This is a genomic window from Sphingopyxis alaskensis RB2256, assembly GCF_000013985.1.
Lineage (GTDB): Bacteria > Pseudomonadota > Alphaproteobacteria > Sphingomonadales > Sphingomonadaceae > Sphingopyxis > Sphingopyxis alaskensis.
Window position 1 is genome coordinate 272,265 of record NC_008048.1, and the last position, 21,883, is coordinate 294,147.

A 21,883-nucleotide genomic window follows, 5' to 3' on the forward strand; every position below is an offset into this window, starting at 1 on the left:
GCTACGGTTCTGCGACATTGGTCTACCTCCGATCGCCGCGATAGGCGATTCGGCGGACGCCGTCAACAAAAAGTTTAACGTTCATCTACGTCAAAACTGAACGCAGAATTGAAAATCCTTCACCGCCCCCACTTCGTCTTGCTCTGCTTCCCGAAGCGGCCCTTGCGCGTCCCCGGCTTGCCCTCGTTGCTGCGGCCCACGCGCGGCGCGACCTGTTGGTCGGGGGGCAGGCCCAGTTCGTCGGCCTCCAGCTTGCGGATTTCGTCGCGCAGGCGCCCGGCTTCCTCGAACTCCAGGTCGGCGGCGGCATCGCGCATCTTCTTTTCGAGTTCCTGGATATAGGCGCGGAGGTTGTGGCCGACCATGTGCGCGGGCTTGTCTTCGCCGATGTCGATGACGACGCCGTCCTTCGACGCGACATGCGCGATGATGTCGCCGATGTTGCGCTTGATCGTCGTCGGGGTGATGCCGTGCGCTTCGTTATACGCCTTCTGCTTTTCGCGGCGGCGGTCGGTTTCGCGCAGCGCGCGTTCCATGCTGCCGGTGATGCGGTCGGCGTAGAGGATGACGCGCCCGTCGACGTTGCGCGCGGCGCGGCCGATCGTCTGGACGAGGCTGGTTTCGCTGCGCAAAAAGCCCTCCTTGTCGGCGTCGAGGATCGCGACGAGCCCGCATTCGGGAATGTCGAGCCCTTCGCGGAGCAGGTTGATGCCGACGAGCACGTCGAACACGCCGAGCCGGAGGTCGCGGATAATCTCGATGCGTTCGAGCGTTTCGACGTCCGAGTGCATGTAGCGGACCTTGAGCCCCGCTTCGTGCAGAAACTCGGTCAAATCCTCGGCCATGCGCTTGGTCAGAGTCGTCACCAGCGTGCGGTATCCCGCTGCCGCGGTCTTTTTCGCTTCGGCGATCAGGTCGTCGACCTGTTCCTCGACCGGCCTGATCTCGACCGGCGGGTCGATGAGGCCGGTGGGGCGGATCACCTGTTCGGCGAAGACGCCCTGCGTGCGCTCCATCTCCCAGGTGCCGGGGGTCGCCGAGACGCTGATCGTCTGCGGGCGCATCATGTCCCATTCGGCGAAGCGCAAGGGCCTATTGTCGATGCAGCTCGGCAGGCGGAAGCCATATTCGGCGAGGGTGATCTTGCGGCGATGGTCGCCCTTTGACATTGCGCCGATCTGCGGGATCGTCTGGTGGCTTTCGTCGACGAAGAGCAGCGCATTGTCGGGCAGATATTCGAACAGGGTCGGCGGCGGCTCGCCGGGCAGGCGGCCGGTGAGAAAGCGGCTGTAATTCTCGATCCCGGCGCAACTGCCCGTCGCGGCGATCATTTCGAGGTCGAAATTGGTGCGCTGTTCGAGCCGCTGCGCTTCGAGCAGGCGCCCCTCGGCCTCCAGCTCCTTGAGCCGTTCCGCAAGTTCGTGGCGGATCGCTTCGGTTGCCTGCTTGAGCGTCGGGCCGGGCGTGACATAGTGGCTGTTGGCATAGATGCGGATGCTGTTCAGGCTCGCGATCTTCTTGCCGGTCAGCGGGTCGAACTCGGTGATCTCCTCGATCTCGTCGCCGAAAAAGCTGACGCGCCACGCCATATCCTCATAGTGCGACGGGAAGATTTCGAGGCTGTCGCCGCGCACGCGGAAATTGCCGCGCGCGAAGGCCTGATCGTTGCGTTTGTACTGGAGCGCGACGAGCTTGCGGATGATCTCACGGTTGTCGGCGACCTGGCCTTTCTTGAGGTCGAAGATCATCGCGGAGTAGGTTTCGACCGACCCGATGCCATAGAGGCAGCTCACCGAGGCGACGATGATGACATCGTCGCGTTCGAGCAGCGCGCGCGTCGCCGAATGGCGCATCCGGTCGATCGCCTCGTTTACGCTCGACTCCTTCTCGATATAGGTGTCCGAACGCGGCACATAGGCTTCGGGCTGGTAATAGTCGTAATAGCTGACGAAATACTCGACGGCATTGTTCGGAAAGAAGCTCTTGAACTCGCCATAGAGCTGCGCAGCAAGGATCTTGTTGGGCGCGAGGATCAGCGCGGGGCGCTGCAACTCCTCGATCACCTTGGCCATGGTGAAGGTCTTGCCCGATCCGGTGACACCGAGCAGCACCTGGTCGCGTTCGCCCGTGCGCGCGGTTTCGACCAGTTCCCTGATCGCTGTCGGCTGATCGCCCGCAGGTTCATAGTCGCTAACCAGTTCGAATCGCTTGCCGCCTTCGACCTTGTCGGGCCGGGCGGGGCGGTGCGGCACATAGCCTTCGGCGGTGTCGATTTCGTCGAGCGAGGTGCGAATCTGGATTGCCATTGCCGCCAATATGGTATCGATGGAGCGGGTCCACAATCGCAATGACGAGAAAGCGGAAGCGGCGAGTCTTGAGGAGACAGGCGATGAAGAAGGTGATGACGATTGCGGCCCTCGGCACGCTTCTGGCGCTGTCGGGTTGCGGCAAGGCGGAGAATGCCGGCGGCACGGTGAAGCGCGAGGCGGGCAACTGGAAAACCGAGGTCAAGCTGGTGAAGTTCGAGATTCCGGGGATGCCGCCCGAAATGAAGGATGGCATGACCAGGATGGTCGAGGGTGCCAGCGGCATGGACCAGTGCTTCACGCAGGAACAGGTCGACAAGGAAGATATCGCCGCCGAACTCGCCAAGGGGCCGGGCAATGGCGGCGAATGCACCTGGTCGAAAAAGGATGTCGCGGGCGGCAAGATCGACGTCGCGGGCACCTGCACCGCCAACGGCCAGACGGTCGAAATGGCGATGAACGGCACGATGGAAGCGAAAAGGTCCGACGTGACGATCACGACCAGGGGCAAGGTGCCGACCGGCGGCGACATGGAAATGGTGATGCAGATGACGAGCACGCACACCGGCCCGTGCAAGGCACCGGCTACAACCTGAAACCCCGGGTAATTGCCGGATGATGGGGGCGTCAGCCATGCTGGCGCCCTTGTCGGTTGGATGAGAAGGGAGCGTGTAATGCTGGGCTATGTGACGATGGGCACCAACGATCTTGACCGTGCGCGCGAATTTTACGCCGCGCTGCTCGGGACGATCGGCGCCAGCGAATTGATGCGCATGTCGGACGAAGACAACGGGTTTACCCTCTATGCGACCGGCTGGGGACAGCCGGGGATCGCGGTGACGCGGCCATATGACGGCCAGCCCGCGCATCGCGGCAACGGGCATATGGCGGCGATTGTCGTCGATAGCCGTGCCAAGGTCGATTCGCTTCACGCCAAGGCGCTCGAACTGGGCGGTACATGCGAAGGCGCGCCGGGCGTGCGCGGCGACGAGGGCGAGCAGGCGTTTTACGGCGCCTATTTCCGCGACCTCGACGGCAACAAGCTTTGCGCCTTCCGGATCGGGCCCGCCTGACCGCGGCGGGCCGGGCCGGCGGCGGCGCGGCGTGAGGGGACCGCGAAAGGGATTGCGCAGGACAAGTCCGATCCGTTCCGCGGTGGCGTGTCGCGGACACGCTTCGCTGTGCGCCGTTCGATTGCGATGAAAAGGATCGACTTGCCGGGCGGAGAACAGGTGGGGCTGTCGAGCCGCCCGGCGAAGTCTTGGAATGAGGTCCGAGGGGTGTCGAAGGGTGCCAGGGACCAGCTCGCACCATTCGCCTTGGGCCTCACAGCGCATCGGCAAAAGCGCGATGCAGCGGTGCAAAGAATGACAGAAATCCCGTTTCGGGGCAGTTACAAGGGGTCACATGTCGGCGTGTCGCCTTTTGATAACCCTTTCTTAACCCGCTTTCGCCTTTTTCGGTCGCGCATTGGCGCGGCGTTCGACATCTGATATGACGATTGGCCGGCTTGTTACCGTTACGAAGGCGTTACAATGGGTGGGCGCGCCGGACGATTGGCGTATCTACCGTATCGCCCGCCGCGGGCATTTGAGGGTAGCATGGACCAGGCGAAAACGAACGAAATGGACCCCGACGAGGTCGACCGGATCATCGCCGATGAGCTTCAGCGCCTGCTCGAATCGCCCATGTTCACGCGCTCGCCGGTGTTGTCGCGGTTGCTGCAATTCCTTGTCGAACACCGGCTGCGCGGCGGGCGCAGCGCGCCCAAGGCCTATGCGATCGCGACCGAGGCGCTGGGGCGGAGCGAGGATTTCGACCCCGCGGTCGACAGCTATCCGCGCGTGATGGTCGGCCGGCTGCGGACGCTGCTCGACCGCTATTATTCCGAAACCGCGTGGGTCCACCGGCTGCGCGTGCCGCAGGGCAGCTACGAGGTGGTCGTCCAGCATCGCTCGTCACCTCCCGCCGCGCGCGCGGCCGAGGGACCGGACGGCGACGATGACGTCAAGGCCGCAGCCGCAGCGGCTGGCGGCGATGCGGTGCCGCCGGCGGTCGCCAGGCCGGGCGGCGGCCGGTTCGGCCGGTGGATCGTCGCCCTGCTGCTTCTGGCGCTCGCGTTGCTCGCGCTCTGGGCGCTGCGCGGCGAAGCGCCGCGCCTGCTCGCGCGCGATGCCGTTCCCGAACCCTTGCTCGAGATCAGCGCCCCGGATTCAGGCAATCTGCCTGAATCGCGCGCGCTCGCGCGCGCGCTCGACGGCAGACTGCGCGACGGGCTGCGGCGCTTTGACCTGATCGAACTGCTCGCCGCGCACACGGCGGGCGGCGCAGCTCCACGCCCTGCCGACTACCGGCTCGACACCTCGCTCGTCCGCACGGTCGACGGGGTCGTCGACGTGACGCTGGTGCTCAACCGCGTCGCCGACCAGCGCGCGATCTGGTCGCAGCAATTGCGGCTGGACCATTTCGACACGCCGGAGTTCACCGCTGTCGAGCCCGTCATCGCGCAGCTTGCGGGCGATTATGGCGTGATCGTGCGCGACCAGATCCGGCGCCAGCCCGATAATTATGCGCCGGGCTATCCCTGCCTCGCGCAGTTCAACCGGTTGCGCCAGATGCGCGACGCGGCCACGGCCAAGCGGGTCGTCAGCTGTCTGCGCGCGATGATCAAGGCCGACCCGCGCGATCCGGTCGCGCTTGCCGCGCTGTCGCTCGTGCGGTTCGGCGACTGGCAGCCGCAGCGCGGGACGCCCGCAGGCCGCGAAGCCTTTGCCGAGGCGCGCGCGCTGGCGCTGCGTGCCTATCGCGAAGATCCCGATTCCTCGGTCGGGCAGTTCGCGATGGCGCGCGCGAACTTTTACGCGGGCGACTGTGCGGCGGGCATTGCGATGGGCGACAGCGCGCGAGCGCTCAACCCCTATGATGCCGACATGGCCGGCTTCCTCGGTCTGTTCAAGCTGGCGTGCGACCATGCGGATGAGGGCGAGGAACTGCTGCGCCGTTCGCTGGCGCTCGACCCTTCCAATCCCGGCGTGCCTGCGGTGACGCTGGCTTTCATCCTGTCGCAGCGCGGCGAACAGGCGCAGGCGCAGGCGATCCTCGATCGAATGCCGTCGCCGACCAACCTCGAGCCGCAATATCTGATGGTGCGGTCGGTCGTGCTGGCGCGACAGGGCGAGGTCGACGCGGCGCGCGCATTGTGGCGCCGCCTGCTCGCCTATACGCGCCAGCCCGCCGATGCGCCGCCCGAACAGGTGCTCGGCCGTTTCCTGATCACTCCGGCGGTGATCGCGCGTGCGTCGGCGGCGCTGCGCGAATCCGGCGTCGTCGGCCCTCCGGCGGGCTGAACCGCCGCGCGCCGATTATTCGCGGTGCCCGGTCTTGCGCGCCGGGGCGGCGGCGCCTATTTTTGCGACGGGCGCCAGAGGGGCAGAAAGGGGCGCGCCCGGCTTTCGGGCAGTGCGAACAGGGACGACAGGACGCTTCGGCGCATGGCTCATGCCAGCCCTCTTGCCAGCCCCGCCCATGGACACTAGGGCAATCTCCAACATTCACGAACAGGTCAGAAAAAGGAACTGTGCATGAGCGATTCGGCCGAAAAGGTTAAAAAGATCGTCGTCGAACATCTGGGCGTCGAAGCCGACAAGGTCACCGAGGAAGCGAGCTTCATCGACGATCTGGGCGCCGACAGCCTCGACATCGTCGAACTGGTGATGGCGTTCGAGGAAGAGTTCGGCGTCGAAATCCCCGACGATGCGGCGGAAAAGATCGCCACCGTCAAGGATGCGATCGACTATATCGAAGCGAACAAGGGCTAAGGCGGTCCGATCCGGCATGGCCGGATGCGGCGGCGACGCCGTCCAAGCGTTTCCGGCTTCCCGGTCCATGGCCCCGCGCCCTGTGACCGGGAAGCCTTTTTCTTGGGCAGGCGATTGATGGATGAATGCGGACACCTGCGGGGGCAGGGTCGACGAAAGGAAAGATTATGCGCCGGGTTGTGGTGACGGGTTTGGGTTTGGTGACGCCGCTGGGCGGCGACGTCGAAACCAGCTGGAAAAATCTGATCGCGGGCAAATCGGGTGCGGGTCCGATCACGAAATTCGACGCATCGGACCAGAAATGCACCATCGCGTGCGAGGTGAAGCCCGCCGACCATGAATATGGCTTCGACCCGATGAAGCGCGTCGATCACAAGGTGCAGCGGCAGGTCGATCCCTTCATCATCTATGGCATCGATGCGGCGGGCCAGGCGCTCGAGGATGCGGGGCTGACCGAGCTGACCGAGGAACAGAAGGTGCGCGCGGGCTGCTCGATCGGTTCGGGCATCGGCGGGCTGCCGGGCATCGAGAGCGAAAGCCTGCTGCTCGCCGAAAAGGGGCCGGGCCGCGTCAGTCCACACTTCGTCCACGGTCGCCTGATCAACCTGATTTCGGGCCAGGTCAGCATCAAATATGGGCTCAAGGGCCCCAACCACGCGGTCGTCACCGCCTGTTCGACCGGCGCGCATTCGATCGGCGACGCGGCGCGGATGATCAAGGACGACGATGCCGACATCATGCTCGCGGGCGGCGCCGAGGCGACGATCTGCCCGATCGGCATCGCCGGCTTCGCACAGGCGCGCGCGCTCAACATGCGCTTCAACGACCGCCCCGAACAGGCGAGCCGCCCCTATGACAGGGACCGCGACGGTTTCGTGATGGGCGAGGGCGCCGGCGTCGTCGTGCTCGAGGAATATGAACATGCCAAGGCGCGGGGCGCCAAAATCTACGCCGAAGTCGTCGGTTACGGCCTGTCGGGCGACGCCTATCACGTCACCGCGCCCGATCCCGAAATGGACGGCGCCTTCCGCTCGATGCAGGCGGCGCTCAAAAAGGCGGGCATGACCCCCGCCGACATCGACTATATCAACGCGCACGGCACCTCGACGATGGCTGACACGATCGAGCTTGGCGCGGTGAAGCGGCTGTTCGGCGATGCGATGGCCAATGTGTCGATGAGTTCCACCAAATCGGCGATCGGCCACCTGCTCGGCGGCGCGGGCGCGGTCGAGACGATCTTCTGCATCCTCGCGATCCGCGACCAGATCGTGCCCCCGACGCTCAACCTCGACAACCCCGACGAAGGGACCGAGGGTGCCGACCTGGTTCCCAAGGTCGCGAAAAGGCGCAAGGTGCGCGCGGCGCTCAACAACAGCTTTGGTTTCGGCGGCACCAACGCCAGCCTGATCGTCAAGGCGATCGACTGATCGTCTCCTTCGCGGCGGCCTGCGGTGGGAAGCAGTCGTCGCGAATGCTCCGACGGGTGAAGCGTGACCGGTTTGCCGGCGGGGCACGCCGCTCCAGGTTTCACATGACTGCGGCGAGGCGGATCTGGAACGATGTCCCGGCGCCGCCCGTCGTTTCCGCCGCTGCCAACGTCTCCGCTGCCCGCGGCGGCACGGCGATCACTCCGACGGCGCCACCTCTTCGGTCAGCGCCCGGACGATCGCGGCGACCGAATTGGGGGCATAGGCAAAGCCCATATGGCTGCAATCGACCTCGACCGCGCGATCGCTCTCGTGCGGCAGCCCGCGCGCGCTGTTCACCGCGACGACGCCGTCATGCTTTGACCAGAGCGCGAAGGTCGGCATTTCGGGACGCGGCGCCGGGTGAAAGTCGATCGGCGGATTGTCGACCGGGTGGCGCGCGATGAGGTGATAGAGCCGCCACGCGCGGTTGGCGCGTCGGCTGCCCGAGAAAGGCGAACCCAGCGTGACGACGCGCGCGACCTTGTCGGGGTGGCGCTTGGCATATTCGCGCGCGTAAATGCCGCCAAGGCTCCACCCCACCAGCGCGGGGGCGAAGCCGGTGCGGTCGATGATCCATTGCACGCGCCCGTCGATCCGTTCGATGATGTCGGGGGTCGCGCCGCGGTTGAAGCCGAGGCCCCACGCATAACAGCGGAAGCCCGCGCGGCGGAGGTCGGCGCGCAGGGCCTTGGTCGCCCAGTCACCCGACAGGAAACCGGGGAGCACCATCACCGGCGGATAGTCGCTGTCGGGGTTGGGTTCGGGGGGCAGCGGGCGGATGCGCCCGCCGATTGCGCGCGCGAGCGATCCCATCTCGCGCCACAGCAGCATGAGCGGCGGCGGCGCGTCGGGATCGGGGACATGCGCGGGCCATTCGGCGCGCCGGGTAAGGAAACCGCGGATCATGCGGCGGCTCTTATCGTTTCGGAACCAGCTTCACCAGCCTGCCGTCGTCGCCGTCGGTGAGCAGCCAGACGGTGCCGTCCTCGCGCACCTCGACCTCGCGGATGCGCGTGCCGAAGTCCCAGCGCCCCGCCTTGTGCAGCGCCGTGCCGTCGATCCGCATCTGCACCAGCCCCTCGCCCGACAGCGCGCCCATCAACAGGCTGTTCTTCCAGCCGGGATAAAGGTCGCCGCCATAATAGGCGAGGCCGGCGGGGGACACGGCGGGGTTCCACCACAGCTTTGGCGCCGCAAACTCCGGGCGCGTCGGGTGGTCGGGGATGTCGCGGCCGTCATAATGGTCGCCGTTCGACACGATCGGATAGCCGTAATTGGCCTTTGCCTCGACCAGATTGACCTCGTCGCCGTGGCGCGGGCCCATTTCCTGGTTCCACAGCCGCCCGGAATCGTCGAAGGCGAGGCCCAGGATGTTACGGTGGCCGAGCGACCAGATTTGCGCGGTGACGCCGCCTTCACCGGCAAAGGGGTTGTCGGCGGGAATGCTGCCGTCGGGGTTCAGGCGGACGATCTTCCCGAGATTGCCCGTCATGTCCTGCGCCGGGTCGAACTTCTGGCGTTCGCCCGAGCCGATGAAAAGATATCTGCCGTCGGGAGAGAAGGCGAGGCGGTGCGAATAATGACCGCGGCCTGTCACCTTGGGCGTCTGTTTCCAGATGACCTCCAGCCCCTCAAGGCGCGGCGCGGCGCCCTGGACCAGCTTGGCGCGGCCGACGACGGCGCCGAAGGTGCCCCCGCTGCCCGCCTCCGCCCAGCTCAGGTAAATCGTGCCACTGGTCGCGAAATCGGGCGCGACGATGACGTCGCCGAGGCCGCCCTGGCCGCCATAGGCGACCGCGGGAACGCCCGTGACGTCGAGCGTCGGGCCACTCTCTTGCCACAGTTTGAGCTTGCCGGCCTTTTCCGTGACGAGCGCGGCGCGTGTGCCGGGAAGGAAGGTCATCGCCCAGGGCTCGTCGAAGCTCGCGATCTCCTGCACCCTGAAAGGTGCGTCGGCGAGCGGGACGGCGGGATGTTCCCCGGACGCGTCGAGCGCGGCGGTGTCGGCGGGGGCGGCTTCGGTGGCCGCGGGCGCCGAACAGGCGGCCACGGCGAGCGCGGCGGCGAGAGCGAAGGGGGGAAGATTTTTCATCGGAAAATCTCGCTTGGCTGGGGAAGAGGTGTTGTTGTGACGCGGGCGGTGTCGGTTGTCGAGGGGCGTGAAACCATCCGTCGCCCCCGTCTTCGCGGGGGCGACGACAATTTCAACGGTTCGCCGCCTCGCGCCGCGCGGCGATTTCCTCGACGCTGTCCATGATGGCATCGACGGCTTCGCTCGCCGGGGGCGCGTCGGCGCGCTTCTGGCTGAACCGGCCACGCGCCATGATCTCCTCGAGCGCGGCGCGGGCGCGTGACACGCGGCTTTTCATCGTGCCGAGCGCGCAATCACAGATGCTCGCAGCCTCCTCGTACGACATGCCGCCCGCGCCGACGAGGATCAGCGCCTCGCGCTGATCCTGTGGCAATTCCATCAGGCCGCGTTGCACGTCGGCCATCTCGCCGCTCTCTTCCTGGCTTGCGGGGGTCGATATGGTGCGCTCGACCGCGGTTTCGTCATATTCGCCGACGAACTTGTTGCGGCGCATCTGCGACAGAAAGGTGTTGCGCAGGATCACGAAGGTCCACGCCTTGATCGACGTTCCGCGCTCGAACCGGTCGCGCGACGCCCAGGCCTTGACCATCGTGTCCTGCGTCAGATCGTCGGCGAGGTCGGGGTTTCCCGACAGGCTGCGGCCATAGGCGCGCAGATGGGGAATGACCCCGGCAAGCAAAGCCTTGAATTCGCTGTCCGAGAGCGCGTCGGCCTGCGGCTGCGAGGCAGCGGCGGTGGGGGCGGTCATTATGATTTCGGGCTGGTCTGATCGAGCTGCGCGAGCAGGTCGAGCATCCGGTCGGGCAATTGTTCGGCGACGATATTGCCATAGATCATGCGCAGCTTGGCGCTCACCGGCTCGGGCGCCTGTCGCCCGGTCAGCGTGCGATGCCATTCGTCGCCGTGCGTGCCGGGGAAGCTTCCCTGCGCACGGCGCGGAGCATCGGCATCGGGCGGCGGCGGGGGCCCCGTGCCATTCGTTCCTTTGTTGCCTTGCGTAGCCATGCGAGAGCAACGAGGAAAAGCGCGCCGGGTTCCCCGCAAAGTTGTTTTTTGCGACGAATGCGTTGCCAAGAAGCCACACCGGCCCTAATCAGGCGGATGTGAGGGGTCATACGGTAGCGGTCCTTGCGACCGCACGACTGGAGCGTGACCACTTGCTTTCCGTAATCTATGTCAGCGTCGCCGACCCGCTGCTTTCCCCCGCCGACATCGACGCCATATTGGTGACCGCGCGCCGCAACAACGCGCGCGACGCGCTGACCGGCGCGCTCATCTATAACGGGCATAATTTCATGCAGCTGCTCGAAGGGCCTGCCGATCGCGTCGATGCGTGCCTCGCCGCGATCCGTGAGGACAGGCGGCACAGCGGCATGATCGAAATCCGGCGCCGCGCGATCGAGAGGCGCGAATTTGCCGACTGGACGATGCTCTATGAACCCGGTTTCCAGGGGCAAGAGGTGGAGTTTGCGCGGCTGGCGGCGAACGGTCGGCTCGATCCCGAGTTCGAGCGGATGCTCGGCAATTTCGTCGCGCTCGGTCGGCGATCGCCGTCGGCAGGCGGTCAGGCGCCCTTGCAATGACGCGCCAGCGCGCTAAGCCGGTCGTGCGCCCGCGAGGACCGGGTTGCCAGACAAAGGCCTTGTTATCAGCACCGTAACGCCCCAACCGCTCGACGACGCCAGCTTCAAGCAGGAACTGGCGGCGATGCTGCCGCACCTGCGCGCCTTTGGCCGCAGCCTGTGCGGCAACGCCGACCTGGCCGACGATCTGGTGCAGGAAACGATGCTGAAGGCGTGGAAGGCGCGCGCGCAATATGTGCCGGGGCCGTCGAGCATGAAAAGCTGGGCCTTCGTCATCCTTCGCAACTGTTTCCTGTCGCAGATGCGGCGCAAGAAGTTCACCGCCGAATATGATGAACTCGCCGCCGAACGCCTGCTCGTCGCTCCCGACGATCAGGACGACAGCCTGCACCTCGCCGATGTCCAGCGCGCGTTGCTCATGCTGCCCGTCGACCAGCGTGAGGCGCTGATCCTGATCGGCGCGGGACAGCTTAGCTACGAGGAAGCCGCGGCGATCTGCGGCTGCGCGATCGGCACGATGAAAAGCCGCGTCTCGCGCGGGCGCGCGGCCTTGCAAACGATATTGGAAAGCGGCGAGATGCCGCGGCGAAGCACCGATGAACAGCCGTCGCACGAAGCCTTCCGCGCGATCATGGACCATGTCGATGAACTGACCGGCGGCGCGTCGACCCCTGATTAAAGCACTGTCTATGCCGCGAGCTGCGGCGTGAAGAGCAGGCTCTGGCTGATCGCCGCGCGCACCGTATTTTCGCGGAATGGCTTGGAGATGAGGAAGGTCGGCTCGACCCGTCCGCCGGTGAGCAGCCGTTCGGGAAAGGCGGTGATGAAGATGGCGGGAACCGGCGCGCGCGCCAATATGTCCTGCACCGCGTCGATCCCCGATGATCCGTCGGCGAGCTGGATGTCGGCAAGCACCAGCCCGGCATCGGTGTCCTCGAACGCCGCAACCGCATCCTCGTGCGTCGTCGCGATTCCCGCGATCTCGTGCCCCAGGCTGCGGACGATCTGTTCGAGTTCCATCGCGATCAGCGGCTCGTCCTCGATGATGAGCACCGAGGTGCGCGATTCGCGGTCGAGGTCGGCGACCGCGTCGGCAAGCAGCGTTTCGACCGTCGCCGTGTCGGTGCCCGTGATCTGTCCCGCTTCCTCGACCGAAAAGCCTTCGAGCGCGGTGAGCAGCAATATCTGGCGACCGAGCGGCGTCATCTGCCGAAGTCGCTGGTGCGCCGCGCGGACGAGCGGGTTTTCGGCGTCGTCGCTGCCTTCGCCATCGTCGATATAGGCGCTTTCCCAGATGCGGTGAAAACCGCGATAAAGGTCGATGCGGCTGCCGGCGCCGCTGCGGAACTCGTCGGGTGCCGCGACGATCACCTCCAGCAGTGCGTGGACGAAATTGTCGCCATGCTGCTGGCTGCCCGTCAGCGCGCGCGCATAGCGGCGCAGATAGGGAAGATGCCCGCGGATTTCGTCGCCCAATGCCATCAAATCGCCTCCCTTCGAGACAGGGATACGCCCTCGCCGCCGTTCGGTTCCCTGGCCGAAGGTGCAACCCGTCGCATAGTGATGCGTAGAGTCAGCCGGGACGCGCCGTTACGGTGGGCAAGCCGGTGAAATGGCGCTGTTTCGCACGCCGGGCGGCAAGATTGTTTTTTTAGGACCAAGTTCATGGCAGAGCGGCCCCCTGGGGAAATGAACGATGCGGCGCGGGCCACATCGGCGACGCGCGGGGGACGGGATTTGCCGCTGACCAGGGACGGACGGACGGAGCGCGAACGGCGACGCGTTGAAACGCTGCGCGAATATCATCTGCTCGATACCGGTGCCGAAGCGGCATTCGATCGCGTGACCAAGCTGGTCGCCGACCTGTTCGACGCGCCGATCGCGCTCATTTCGCTCGTCGATGACTGCCGCCAATGGTTCAAGTCGGCGCACGGGCTCGACGTTCCGGAAACGCCGCGCGACATCAGCTTTTGCAAACATGTCGTCGAGGACGAACAGCCGCTCATTGTCGGCGATGCCGCCAGCGACCCGCGTTTTCAGGACAACCCGCTCGTCACGGGCGAGCCGTACATCCGCTTTTATGGCGGCGTGCCGCTCTTCGCCTATAATGGCGCGATCCTCGGGACGCTCTGCATCATCGACCGCAAGCCGCGCCCGGCGCTCAGCTTTCGCGAGGTCGAGCGGCTTCAGGATTTCGCCGCGCTGGTGATGGCGGAGGCCGATCTGCGCCGGATCGTCGGCGAGCGCGACGAGGCGCGGCGAATGCTGGAGCAGGCGCTCGATTTTTCGGGCATCGCGACCTGGCGCTACGACGCGCGCACCGGCGCGATCCACTGGAGCGGTGCGGTGGCCGAGCTGTGGGGCGCCGATTATGCGACCGCGCTGGCGCATATCGACGGCTTTTTCGACCGCCTCCACCCCGACGACCGCGAGGCCGTGCGCGGCGTGCTGGGCGAATCGGTCGCGCATGGCGGGCATTATGCGACCGAATATCGCATCCAGCATCCCGAACGCGGCGTCCGCTGGATCGCGGTTCACGCCGACTGGGACGTCAGGACCGACGACGCGATCCTGACCGGGGTCAGCATGGACATCACCGAACAGAAAAGCCGCCAGGAAAATGCCAATCTGCTGATGCGCGAGCTGCATCACCGGATGCGCAACCTGTTCGCGACGGTCGGCGCGATCATCTCGCTCACCCGCCACGCCGCGCGCGACGTCGACGATTATGTCGAACGGATCAGCAGCCGCCTCGACGCGCTGAACCGCGCCCAGAATGTCCTGCTCGGCGCCAATTTCATGACCGGGTCGATGCACGCCCTCCTGCGCGAGGTGGAGGCGAGCTTTCCGCGCATTCACTGGTCGGGGCCCGATCTGTTGCTTCCCGAAAATGCGCTGGTGGCGATGGCGCTGCTGTTCAACGAGCTGGCGACCAATGCCGCCAAGCACGGCGCGCTGTCGGGTGAACGCGGGCAGGTCGAGGTCCGCTGGACGCAGGACGACGAAGGCGCCGACGATCGCCGCTTTCGCCTGACCTGGGCCGAAAGCGGCGCCGACCGCGAAATCACGCCGCCCGAACGAACGAGCTTTGGCACCTTGCTCATGGAGCGCAGCGTCAGGAACAACCTTGGCGGAACGATCGCGCGGCGCTGGGAGCCGGGTGGCCTGATCGTCGACATCACGCTCCCCGCACGGTGGCGCGAGGCCTGAGCGCGGCGGCCGATGGCAAGGGCGACGACGTGGATCGAGCCGCATCCGGGCGGCATCTATGTGAAGCCCGCCGACCTGTGGATTGACCCGTCGCGCCCTGTCCCCCGCGCCGCGGTGACGCACGGTCATGCCGATCATGCGCGCAGCGGCCACGGTGCGGTGTTCGCGACCCCCGAGACGTTGGCGATCATGGCGCTGCGCTATGGCGTCGACGTTGCGGCGAGCCATAACCGGGGGTTCGCCTATGGCGAGGGGTTCGAGCGCGGCGGCGTGCGTTTTTCCTTCCATCCCGCGGGGCATGTGCTCGGCAGCGCACAGATATTGATGGAATATCGGGGCGAACGGATCGTCGTCACCGGCGATTACAAGCGCCGCGCCGACCCCACCTGCGCGGCGTTCGAGGTGGTGCCGTGCGACATCTTCATCACCGAGGCGACCTTCGGCCTGCCGGTGTTCCGCCATCCGCCGACACAGGGCGAGATCGCCAAGCTGATCGACGCGGTGCGCGCCGAACCCGACCGCTGCGTCCTCGTCGGCGCCTATGCGCTCGGCAAGGCACAGCGCCTGATCGCCGAACTGCGCGGCGCGGGATGGGATGCGCCCATCTATATCCACGGCGCGCTCGAGAAGATGTGCACGCTTTATGCGGTGCACGGCGTCGATCTCGGCGAACTTCGGCTCGTCTCGGAAACCGACAGGGCCGACATGGCGGGGCAGATCGTCGTCGCGCCGCCCGCCGCCCTCAACGACCGCTGGTCGCGGCGCTTGCCCGATCCGTTGACCGCGATGGCGTCGGGCTGGATGCGCGTGCGCCAGCGCGCGCGGCAGCGGATGGTCGAACTGCCGCTCGTCATCTCGGACCACGCCGACTGGGACGAACTGACGACGACGATTGCTGAGGTGAACCCCAAGGAGACATGGATCACCCACGGCAGCGAGGACGGTTTGCTGCGCTGGTGCGAATTGCATCAGCGTCAGGCGCGCGCGCTGCACCTCGTCGGTCGCGATCTGGAGGAAGAGGCGTGAAGGCGCTTGCCGCCCTGATCGACCGGCTGATCTACACGCGCTCGCGCAACAGCAAGCTGGCGCTGATTGCCGATTATCTGAGGTGCACGCCCGACCCCGATCGTGGCTGGGCGATCGCGGCGCTGACCGAGAGCCTCGACTTTCCGGCGGTGAAGGCGGGGATGGTGCGTGCATTGCTGGCGACGCGGGTCGATGAGCAATTGTTCCGGCTGTCGCGCCATTTTGTGGGCGACACGGCCGAGACGGCAGCGCTGCTGTGGCCTGAACCTTTTCAGCCCTCCCCTTCAGGGGAGGGGCTGGGGGTGGGGGCCATCGGCCTTGCACAAGGTGTCGAGCCCCCACCCCAAACCCCTCCCCTGAAGGGGAGGGGCTTAACTGTCACCCAAGCCGTCGACGCGCTGGCGGCGGCAAGCCGCAGCGATGCGCCCGCTATCCTCGCCGATCTGCTCGACCGGCTCGACGCCGATGGGCGTTATGCGCTGCTCAAGCTCGCGCTCGGCGGGATGCGCGTCGGCGTGTCGGCGCGGCTCGCCAAACAGGCGTTTGCGCAGGCCTTCGACGTGCCTGTCGACGATGTCGAGGAGCTGTGGCACGCGATCCCGCCGCCCTATGCGCCACTCTTTGCATGGGGCGAGGGGCGCGCTGAGCGCCCCGACCTTGCCGATGTCGCCTTTTTCCGCCCCTTCATGCTCGCGCATCCGCTGGAGGAGGAAAGCGTCGATCTTGCCGACTATGCCGCCGAATGGAAATGGGACGGCATCCGCGTCCAGATCGTGCGCGGCGGCGGCGAAACGCGCATCTACAGCCGCGGCGGTGAGGAAATCGGCGCCGCTTTCCCCGAACTGATCGCGGCGTTCGATCAGGATGCGGTGATCGATGGCGAATTGCTCGTGCGTGGCGAGGTGCAGGGCGGGGAAGCGGCAAGCTTCAACGCGTTGCAACAACGCCTCGGCCGCAAGACCGTTTCGAAGAAGATGCTCGCCGACTATCCGGCCTTCGTGCGCGTCTATGACCTGTTGGCGGTTGATGGCGACGACCTGCGCCCTCTGCCATGGACCGAACGACGGCGGCGGCTGGAGGCGTTCGTGCCGCGCCTCGCCAGCAGCCATTTCGACCTGTCGCAACTGATCGAGGCGGCCGATTTCGACGACCTCGCCGAACGCCGCGCGGGCGCGCGCGATGCCGCGATCGAGGGGGTGATGCTCAAGCGCCGCGACGCACCCTATGTCGCGGGCCGCCGCGCGGGACTCTGGTATAAATGGAAACGCGACCCGCTCACCGCCGATTGCGTGATGATGTATGCGCAGCGCGGTAACGGGCGGCGCGCGAGCTTCTATTCGGACTATACCTTCGGCTGCTGGTCCGACGCGGGCGAATTGCTGCCGGTGGGCAAGGCCTATTCGGGCTTTACCGACGAAGAGCTGAAATGGCTCGACAAGTTCGTGCGCGAACACACGCTGAACCGTTTCGGGCCGGTGCGCGAAGTCGAAAAGTCGCTCGTGCTCGAAGTCGCCTTCGATTCGATCCACAGCAGCAAGCGCCACAAATCAGGGCTCGCCATGCGTTTCCCGCGCATTTCGCGCATCCGCCGCGACAAGCCCGCGGAAGAGGCCGACCGGATCGCGACCTTGCGGGCGATGGTGACCTGATTGCCCTTCGTCATTGCGAGCGGAGCGAAGCAATCCCCAGCCACCGTTGTGGCGCGGCGTCGATGGCTGGAGATTGCTTCGTCGCTTTGCTCCTCGCAATGACGGGACTTGCGGAAATTTCCCCGTCACGGGGTTGCAACCCCGTGTCCCGATACCGAGTTAGAGGCCGCAAACCCCTCAAAACAAAATGGAGACTGCCATGACGATCGCCCATCCTCCCCTCCCATACGCCCAGGACGCGCTCGCGCCGCATATCTCGGCCGACACGCTGGCGACGCACCATGGCAAGCATCACAAGGCCTATGTCGACAAGGTCAACGCCGCCATCGAAGGCACCGAGCTTGCGGACAAGAGCCTCGAGGAAATCATCCACCATGCCGAAGGGTCGGGCAACAAGGGCCTGTTCAACAACAGCGCGCAGTCGTGGAACCACGCCTTTTACTGGAACAGCTTGAACCCGACGAAGACCGAACCGGCGGGCGACCTGCTCGCCGCGATCGAACGCGATTTCGGTTCGCTGGGCGAACTCAAGAAAAAACTGAAGGACACCGCGGTCAACCATTTCGCGTCGGGCTGGGCGTGGCTCATCGCCCGTGACGGCACGCTGTCGGTCACCGACACGCACGACGCGGGCACCGAACTGGTCGCGGGCATCAAGCCGCTGCTGGTGATCGACGTGTGGGAACATGCCTATTACATCGATCGCAAAAATCTGCGCCCCGCCTATGTCGACGCGGTGGTCGACGAACTGCTCAACTGGGATTTCGCTGCGGAAAATTACGCCCGCGAGGGCAGCTGGACCTATCCGTCGTAACGAGCGGCGTCGCGAGCGAAGCGAAGCAATCTCCAGCTCGAAGCCCCGCGAAAGGCACAAAGCAGGAGATTGCCACGTCGCTTCGCTCCTCGCGATGACGGCGACGGAAGCCGTCGGCCCCGAACGGCAGCCCTATCCCGATGACCGCGATCCCCCTATAGGCGCTGCCATGACGATCAGCCTGTTCGAACTGTTCAAAATCGGTGTCGGTCCCTCCAGCTCGCATACCGTCGGCCCGATGGTCGCGGCGCGGCGCTTCACCGTCTGGCTCGACGAGCAGGCGCTGCTCGTCAGGACCGTGCATGTCGAGGCTGATCTCTACGGCTCGCTTGCGCTGACGGGGAAGGGCCACGCCGCCGACACCGCGATCGTCGCGGGGCTTGCGGGCGAAATCCCCGCCTCGACCAGCCTCGCCGCGATCAAGGCGCATTGGGAGCGCGCGGCCAGCGAGGGTTTCATCTATCTGCTCGGTCGTCAGCGCGTTCGCTTCCAGCCGCAACGCGACCTTCATTTCCAGATGAAGCAGCGCCAGCCGTTCCACAGCAATGCCGTCAGCTTCACCGCGCGCGACGGCGATGGCGAAATCCTGGCCAAGCGCATGTATTTCTCGATCGGCGGCGGCTTTGTCGTCGACGAGGACGAGGCGGGACGCAACAGCCGCGGCGCCGAGGATGAGGTGGAACTGCCTTACGCCTTCACCTCGGGCGCCGACCTGCTCGCCATGGGCGCCGTGTCGGGCAAGAGCTTTGCCGAGATGATGCTCGAAAATGAACTGGTGCATCGCAGCCTGGACGAGGTGAATGCCGGACTCGACGCCATCGCCGCCGCGATGGACGCCTCGATCGACGCCGGATGTTGCAGCACTGGCACCTTGCCCGGCGGGCTCAAGGTCAAGCGCCGCGCGCCGCAGATCGCCGCCGACATCCGCGAACGGCATGAGGCCAATTTGTCGGACCCGATGGCGATGATGGACTGGATCAACCTGTGGGCGATGGCGGTGAATGAGGAAAATGCCGCGGGCGGCAAGGTCGTCACTGCGCCCACCAACGGCGCGGCGGGGATCATCCCCGCGGTGATCCGCTACTATAAACGCAGTTATCGCGGCGACGCCGCGGGCGTACGCACTTTCCTGCTCGCCGCGGGCGCGGTCGGCGCGCTCTATAAACGCAACGCCAGCATCTCGGGCGCCGAGGTCGGCTGTCAGGGTGAGGTCGGCGTCGCCTGCTCGATGGCGGCGGCGGGGCTGACGGCGGCCTTGGGCGGCACCAACGCGCAGGTCGAAAATGCTGCCGAGATCGGCATGGAACATAACCTCGGCCTCACCTGCGATCCCATCGGCGGCCTCGTCCAGATCCCTTGCATCGAGCGCAACGCGATGGGCGCGATCAAGGCGATCGACGCCAGCCGCATCGCGATGATCGGCGACGGCACGCATGTCGTCAGCCTCGACACGGTGATCGCGACGATGCTGCAAACGGGCCGCGACATGCGCGACAAATATAAGGAAACGTCGAAGGGCGGGCTGGCGGTCAGCGTGGTGGAGTGTTGAACCCCGCCTTTGCTTCATCGTCATCCCGGACTTGATCCGGGATCCATGGCGGCGCCGCAGTCATGGACCTCGGATCAGATCGGCGCTTATCCCTTCGGGACAAGGCAAAGCTGCCTCCCGGCTTTTGCCGGGGGACAGATGTTTGATCGAGAAGCGACGCGACGCGACGCGCCGGGCGCGGCGCGCTGGACGACATCGGTGACGATGGAAAAGCATCGCTCCCTCCTCGCGCCCCGCCTCGCGACAGGTCGGCTCCGTCTCGCGCTTCAATCCTGATGATACAGCCTGGCGCCGATGGCCTGCTTCACCGGAAGGGATCGCCGCGCGCCGTCGCATAATGCGCCATTGCCATCGTGGTCCATTGGGCGTTGACGCGGATGCAGCTGGGAAAGACGCTGGCGTCGGTGACGAGCACATTTGTGGTGCCGTGGACGCGGCAATCCAGGTCGACGACGCCGTGCTGCGAATCCTCGTTCATCGCATTGCCGCCGTGCGGGTGGCTGCTCGACAGAGTTACATCGTCCTGTTCGCGAATCGCCGCCTCGAAAAAGGCGTCGATGTCCATATCCGGCGTCACCGTCTGTCCTTTCGCCAGCGCGGGATAGCATTCGATCGCCCCGGCGGCGAAATGCACCTTGGTCAGCGTCGCCATCGCGCGGCGGAGCAGCGGCAGGTCGTCGGTTGAATCGAGCCGGAACCGGAGCTTGCCGTCGACGATCTGCCCACGCCGGTCGGCGGGAAAAAGAATGCCCGCCGAATGGACGCGACCGTAATTCTTCATGCGGTCGGCGTGATCGGCGAACCAGCCGGGCATCAGCGAGGCCATCGACATCGGCGGCTGGAAATGGCTTTCGAGCAGAAAGTCGCCGCAATCGACATAGCTCGACATCTGGTCCTCGTCCCACGCATCGCCGCCGACGCCCGGCGGCATCAGCGCGACGACGGGCGAGGCGACGTTCAGCGACACCTGATAACCCGTGCCGTCAATGTCGCTGCGTGCCAGCAGTTTCGACGAGGCGATCGTGCCCGCGGCGACAACGACGCCGACGCGCGCGCGGACGAGGCGGTTCGCTCCGTCGGGCAGGACGAGCCTGACCGCCTCGGCCTCGCGTCGCCCGTCGATCGCGGTCTGCCAGAGGATCTGCTGGACCTTGGTGCGCGGCAGGATGCGCGCGCCATGATCGCGGCACGCCTGGGGCAGATAGGTCTGCGCGACGCCCATGCGGCGGCCATAGGCGCAGCCCGAATTGCAATAGCCGCAATAGGCGCAGGCATTCGGGGTGTTCGGCGGGCCGAAATTCTTGTCGAACCAGTCGGCGATCGCGCGCTTGTCTTTGGGATCGGACGAGGCGTTGGCATAGGCGCGCCAGCCATTGATGAGGTGCGGGCCGTTGTGCCGTCCGCTGCGGGATTCGATGCGCGCGATGCCGAGCATCGCCTGCACCGCGTCATAGCTGGCGTGAAAGGCCGCGGGGTCGATCGGCGCGCCGATGGTCGCCCATTTGGCGAGCACATCCTCTGCGTCGGGGTGGGTGCGGCCGGGCTCGTTGACGCGCAGGCAGATGCCGTTGTTGATCGTCGACGATCCGCCGACGCACCGCCCCTGGAAAACGACGAAATCGCGGTTGGTCGTCGTCTGCACCGCGCCATGCTTGTAAAGATTCGCGATCATGTCGAGTTCGTGGTGGGTGATCGCGTGGCTGGGGTAGAAGGGCCCCGCCTCGACGATCAGCACCCGATAGCCCTGCGCCGCGATATTATAGCCCGCGACCGCGCCGCCCGCGCCCGAACCGACGACAATCACGTCATATTCATCGTCGAGACTATCGGCGGTCAATATATGCGCGGGGTCGATCTCGCGGCCCTGCACGGGCGTGATGGGGACGTCGCCCGGCCCGCGCGCGCGGAACCGGGGGAGCGCGAAACCGATCTGGCGGTGGACCGGGTTGGCGACGTTGGCGTCCTGATCGCCCGGCAGCCAGTGGCCGTAATAGCAGGCATAGACGATGCCGCGCAGCCGCCCCATGTCCTGGAACAGGTCGATGCGGCTGTCGCGCAGCCGGTCGGCGATCCGCTCGACGCGCGCCGCGACATCGACCTCGGCGAACAGCGGTCCGAGCGCGATTTCGGTGGCGATGAGCGAGACGCGCATCTCGTCCAATTTGGTGCCGCCGACCTTGCCGAACAGCTCGGCGATATTGGCGACGACCTGATCGGGCGTGATCGCCATCGCCGCGCCGTCGAACAAGGCCTCGGTCAGCGCCTTCAGGAACTTGAGCTGCCCCGGACTGAATGTTGCCGTCATCGTCGCTGCCCCCTTTGACGCCGCTGCCCTTGCAACGTCGATGCCCGTCTATCGCCTGTCGG

19 protein-coding genes are annotated in these 21,883 nt (G+C 65.9%); 12 read left to right on the forward strand and 7 right to left on the reverse strand.

From position 1 onward, the window contains the following. Window positions 1-119 precede the first annotated feature (119 nt). A complete protein-coding gene (uvrB, locus tag SALA_RS01365) occupies window positions 120-2,306 on the reverse strand; it encodes an excinuclease ABC subunit UvrB (RefSeq protein ID WP_011540590.1) in 2,187 nt (728 codons plus the stop codon). A gap of 83 nt (window positions 2,307-2,389) precedes the next feature. On the opposite strand from uvrB, the gene SALA_RS01370 reads away from it, so the two are divergent. The 5 genes from SALA_RS01370 to fabF all read left to right on the forward strand — a co-directional run bounded on the left by SALA_RS01370 (window position 2,390) and on the right by fabF (window position 7,551). Continuing rightward, the gene (locus tag SALA_RS01370) at window positions 2,390-2,902 is read left to right on the forward strand and encodes a DUF3617 domain-containing protein (RefSeq protein WP_041382944.1); all 513 of its coding nucleotides are present in this window, start codon (window positions 2,390-2,392) and stop codon (window positions 2,900-2,902) included. 78 nt (window positions 2,903-2,980) lie between these two features. Beyond that, window positions 2,981-3,379, forward strand: a complete 399-nt coding sequence (locus tag SALA_RS01375) for a VOC family protein (RefSeq protein ID WP_011540592.1) — start codon at window positions 2,981-2,983, stop codon at window positions 3,377-3,379. Between the two features lie 528 nt (window positions 3,380-3,907). Next, window positions 3,908-5,653: a tetratricopeptide repeat protein gene (locus SALA_RS01385; RefSeq protein ID WP_011540594.1), complete on the forward strand. Its 1,746-nt coding sequence runs from the start codon at window positions 3,908-3,910 to the stop codon at window positions 5,651-5,653. A 234-nt stretch (window positions 5,654-5,887) separates the two neighbouring features. Continuing rightward, window positions 5,888-6,124 (forward strand): acyl carrier protein, encoded by a 237-nt coding sequence (locus SALA_RS01390; RefSeq protein WP_003039428.1) that lies wholly within the window; start codon window positions 5,888-5,890, stop codon window positions 6,122-6,124. A 167-nt stretch (window positions 6,125-6,291) separates the two neighbouring features. Beyond that, window positions 6,292-7,551 carry a beta-ketoacyl-ACP synthase II gene (gene fabF, locus SALA_RS01395; RefSeq protein WP_011540595.1) on the forward strand — a complete coding sequence of 420 codons (1,260 nt, stop codon included), beginning with the start codon at window positions 6,292-6,294 and terminating at the stop codon, window positions 7,549-7,551. Between the two features lie 198 nt (window positions 7,552-7,749). On the opposite strand, the gene SALA_RS01400 is transcribed toward fabF, so the two are convergent. From SALA_RS01400 to SALA_RS01415, 4 genes are all read right to left on the reverse strand, one after another. Next, window positions 7,750-8,499, reverse strand: a complete 750-nt coding sequence (locus tag SALA_RS01400; RefSeq protein WP_011540596.1) for an esterase/lipase family protein — start codon at window positions 8,497-8,499, stop codon at window positions 7,750-7,752. Between the two features lie 10 nt (window positions 8,500-8,509). After that, the gene (locus SALA_RS01405) at window positions 8,510-9,685 is read right to left on the reverse strand and encodes a PQQ-dependent sugar dehydrogenase (RefSeq protein ID WP_041382950.1); all 1,176 of its coding nucleotides are present in this window, start codon (window positions 9,683-9,685) and stop codon (window positions 8,510-8,512) included. 112 nt (window positions 9,686-9,797) lie between these two features. Beyond that, window positions 9,798-10,433, reverse strand: a complete 636-nt coding sequence (locus SALA_RS01410) for a sigma-70 family RNA polymerase sigma factor (protein WP_011540598.1) — start codon at window positions 10,431-10,433, stop codon at window positions 9,798-9,800. Next, window positions 10,433-10,690 carry a NepR family anti-sigma factor gene (locus SALA_RS01415; protein WP_041382953.1) on the reverse strand — a complete coding sequence of 86 codons (258 nt, stop codon included), beginning with the start codon at window positions 10,688-10,690 and terminating at the stop codon, window positions 10,433-10,435. Before SALA_RS01415 ends, SALA_RS01410 begins: the two co-directional genes overlap by 1 nt. Before the next feature lie 152 nt (window positions 10,691-10,842). On the opposite strand from SALA_RS01415, the gene SALA_RS16365 reads away from it, so the two are divergent. Beyond that, complete coding sequence (locus tag SALA_RS16365; RefSeq protein ID WP_011540599.1) at window positions 10,843-11,268, forward strand: BLUF domain-containing protein; 426 nt, start codon at window positions 10,843-10,845, stop codon at window positions 11,266-11,268. Between the two features lie 43 nt (window positions 11,269-11,311). Beyond that, complete coding sequence (locus tag SALA_RS01425) at window positions 11,312-11,947, forward strand: sigma-70 family RNA polymerase sigma factor (protein ID WP_011540600.1); 636 nt, start codon at window positions 11,312-11,314, stop codon at window positions 11,945-11,947. Between the two features lie 8 nt (window positions 11,948-11,955). Here SALA_RS01425 and SALA_RS01430 read toward each other — a convergent pair whose 3' ends face one another. Next, a complete protein-coding gene (locus SALA_RS01430; RefSeq protein WP_011540601.1) occupies window positions 11,956-12,750 on the reverse strand; it encodes a response regulator in 795 nt (264 codons plus the stop codon). A gap of 183 nt (window positions 12,751-12,933) precedes the next feature. On the opposite strand from SALA_RS01430, the gene SALA_RS17555 reads away from it, so the two are divergent. The 5 genes from SALA_RS17555 to SALA_RS01455 all read left to right on the forward strand — a co-directional run bounded on the left by SALA_RS17555 (window position 12,934) and on the right by SALA_RS01455 (window position 19,516). Then, window positions 12,934-14,478, forward strand: a complete 1,545-nt coding sequence (locus SALA_RS17555; RefSeq protein WP_011540602.1) for a sensor histidine kinase — start codon at window positions 12,934-12,936, stop codon at window positions 14,476-14,478. A 12-nt stretch (window positions 14,479-14,490) separates the two neighbouring features. Next, window positions 14,491-15,504, forward strand: coding sequence for a ligase-associated DNA damage response exonuclease (locus SALA_RS01440; protein ID WP_011540603.1), 1,014 nt, complete (start codon window positions 14,491-14,493; stop codon window positions 15,502-15,504). Next, entirely contained in the window at window positions 15,501-17,153 is a 1,653-nt protein-coding gene (locus SALA_RS01445) for a cisplatin damage response ATP-dependent DNA ligase (protein ID WP_011540604.1), read from the forward strand. Before SALA_RS01440 ends, SALA_RS01445 begins: the two co-directional genes overlap by 4 nt. Window positions 17,154-17,352: 199 nt before the next feature. Continuing rightward, complete coding sequence (locus SALA_RS01450) at window positions 17,353-17,967, forward strand: superoxide dismutase (protein ID WP_041382955.1); 615 nt, start codon at window positions 17,353-17,355, stop codon at window positions 17,965-17,967. 169 nt (window positions 17,968-18,136) lie between these two features. Next, on the forward strand, window positions 18,137-19,516 hold the full coding sequence (locus SALA_RS01455; protein WP_011540606.1) for an L-serine ammonia-lyase: 1,380 nt from the start codon (window positions 18,137-18,139) through the stop codon (window positions 19,514-19,516). Window positions 19,517-19,820: 304 nt separating this feature from the next. On the opposite strand, the gene SALA_RS01465 is transcribed toward SALA_RS01455, so the two are convergent. Next, window positions 19,821-21,821, reverse strand: coding sequence for a GMC family oxidoreductase N-terminal domain-containing protein (locus tag SALA_RS01465; protein ID WP_011540608.1), 2,001 nt, complete (start codon window positions 21,819-21,821; stop codon window positions 19,821-19,823). Window positions 21,822-21,883 lie beyond the last annotated feature (62 nt).

Coding starts and splice junctions, on each gene's coding strand:
- uvrB (WP_011540590.1), bottom strand. CDS start 2,306: ATGGCAATCCAGATTCGCACCTCGCTCGACGAAATCGACACCGCCGAA.
- SALA_RS01370 (WP_041382944.1), top strand. CDS start 2,390: ATGAAGAAGGTGATGACGATTGCGGCCCTCGGCACGCTTCTGGCGCTG.
- SALA_RS01375 (WP_011540592.1), top strand. CDS start 2,981: ATGCTGGGCTATGTGACGATGGGCACCAACGATCTTGACCGTGCGCGC.
- SALA_RS01385 (WP_011540594.1), top strand. CDS start 3,908: ATGGACCAGGCGAAAACGAACGAAATGGACCCCGACGAGGTCGACCGG.
- SALA_RS01390 (WP_003039428.1), top strand. CDS start 5,888: ATGAGCGATTCGGCCGAAAAGGTTAAAAAGATCGTCGTCGAACATCTG.
- fabF (WP_011540595.1), top strand. CDS start 6,292: ATGCGCCGGGTTGTGGTGACGGGTTTGGGTTTGGTGACGCCGCTGGGC.
- SALA_RS01400 (WP_011540596.1), bottom strand. CDS start 8,499: ATGATCCGCGGTTTCCTTACCCGGCGCGCCGAATGGCCCGCGCATGTC.
- SALA_RS01405 (WP_041382950.1), bottom strand. CDS start 9,685: ATGAAAAATCTTCCCCCCTTCGCTCTCGCCGCCGCGCTCGCCGTGGCC.
- SALA_RS01410 (WP_011540598.1), bottom strand. CDS start 10,433: ATGACCGCCCCCACCGCCGCTGCCTCGCAGCCGCAGGCCGACGCGCTC.
- SALA_RS01415 (WP_041382953.1), bottom strand. CDS start 10,690: ATGGCTACGCAAGGCAACAAAGGAACGAATGGCACGGGGCCCCCGCCG.
- SALA_RS01430 (WP_011540601.1), bottom strand. CDS start 12,750: ATGGCATTGGGCGACGAAATCCGCGGGCATCTTCCCTATCTGCGCCGC.
- SALA_RS17555 (WP_011540602.1), top strand. CDS start 12,934: ATGGCAGAGCGGCCCCCTGGGGAAATGAACGATGCGGCGCGGGCCACA.
- SALA_RS01440 (WP_011540603.1), top strand. CDS start 14,491: ATGGCAAGGGCGACGACGTGGATCGAGCCGCATCCGGGCGGCATCTAT.
- SALA_RS01450 (WP_041382955.1), top strand. CDS start 17,353: ATGACGATCGCCCATCCTCCCCTCCCATACGCCCAGGACGCGCTCGCG.
- SALA_RS01455 (WP_011540606.1), top strand. CDS start 18,137: ATGACGATCAGCCTGTTCGAACTGTTCAAAATCGGTGTCGGTCCCTCC.
- SALA_RS01465 (WP_011540608.1), bottom strand. CDS start 21,821: ATGACGGCAACATTCAGTCCGGGGCAGCTCAAGTTCCTGAAGGCGCTG.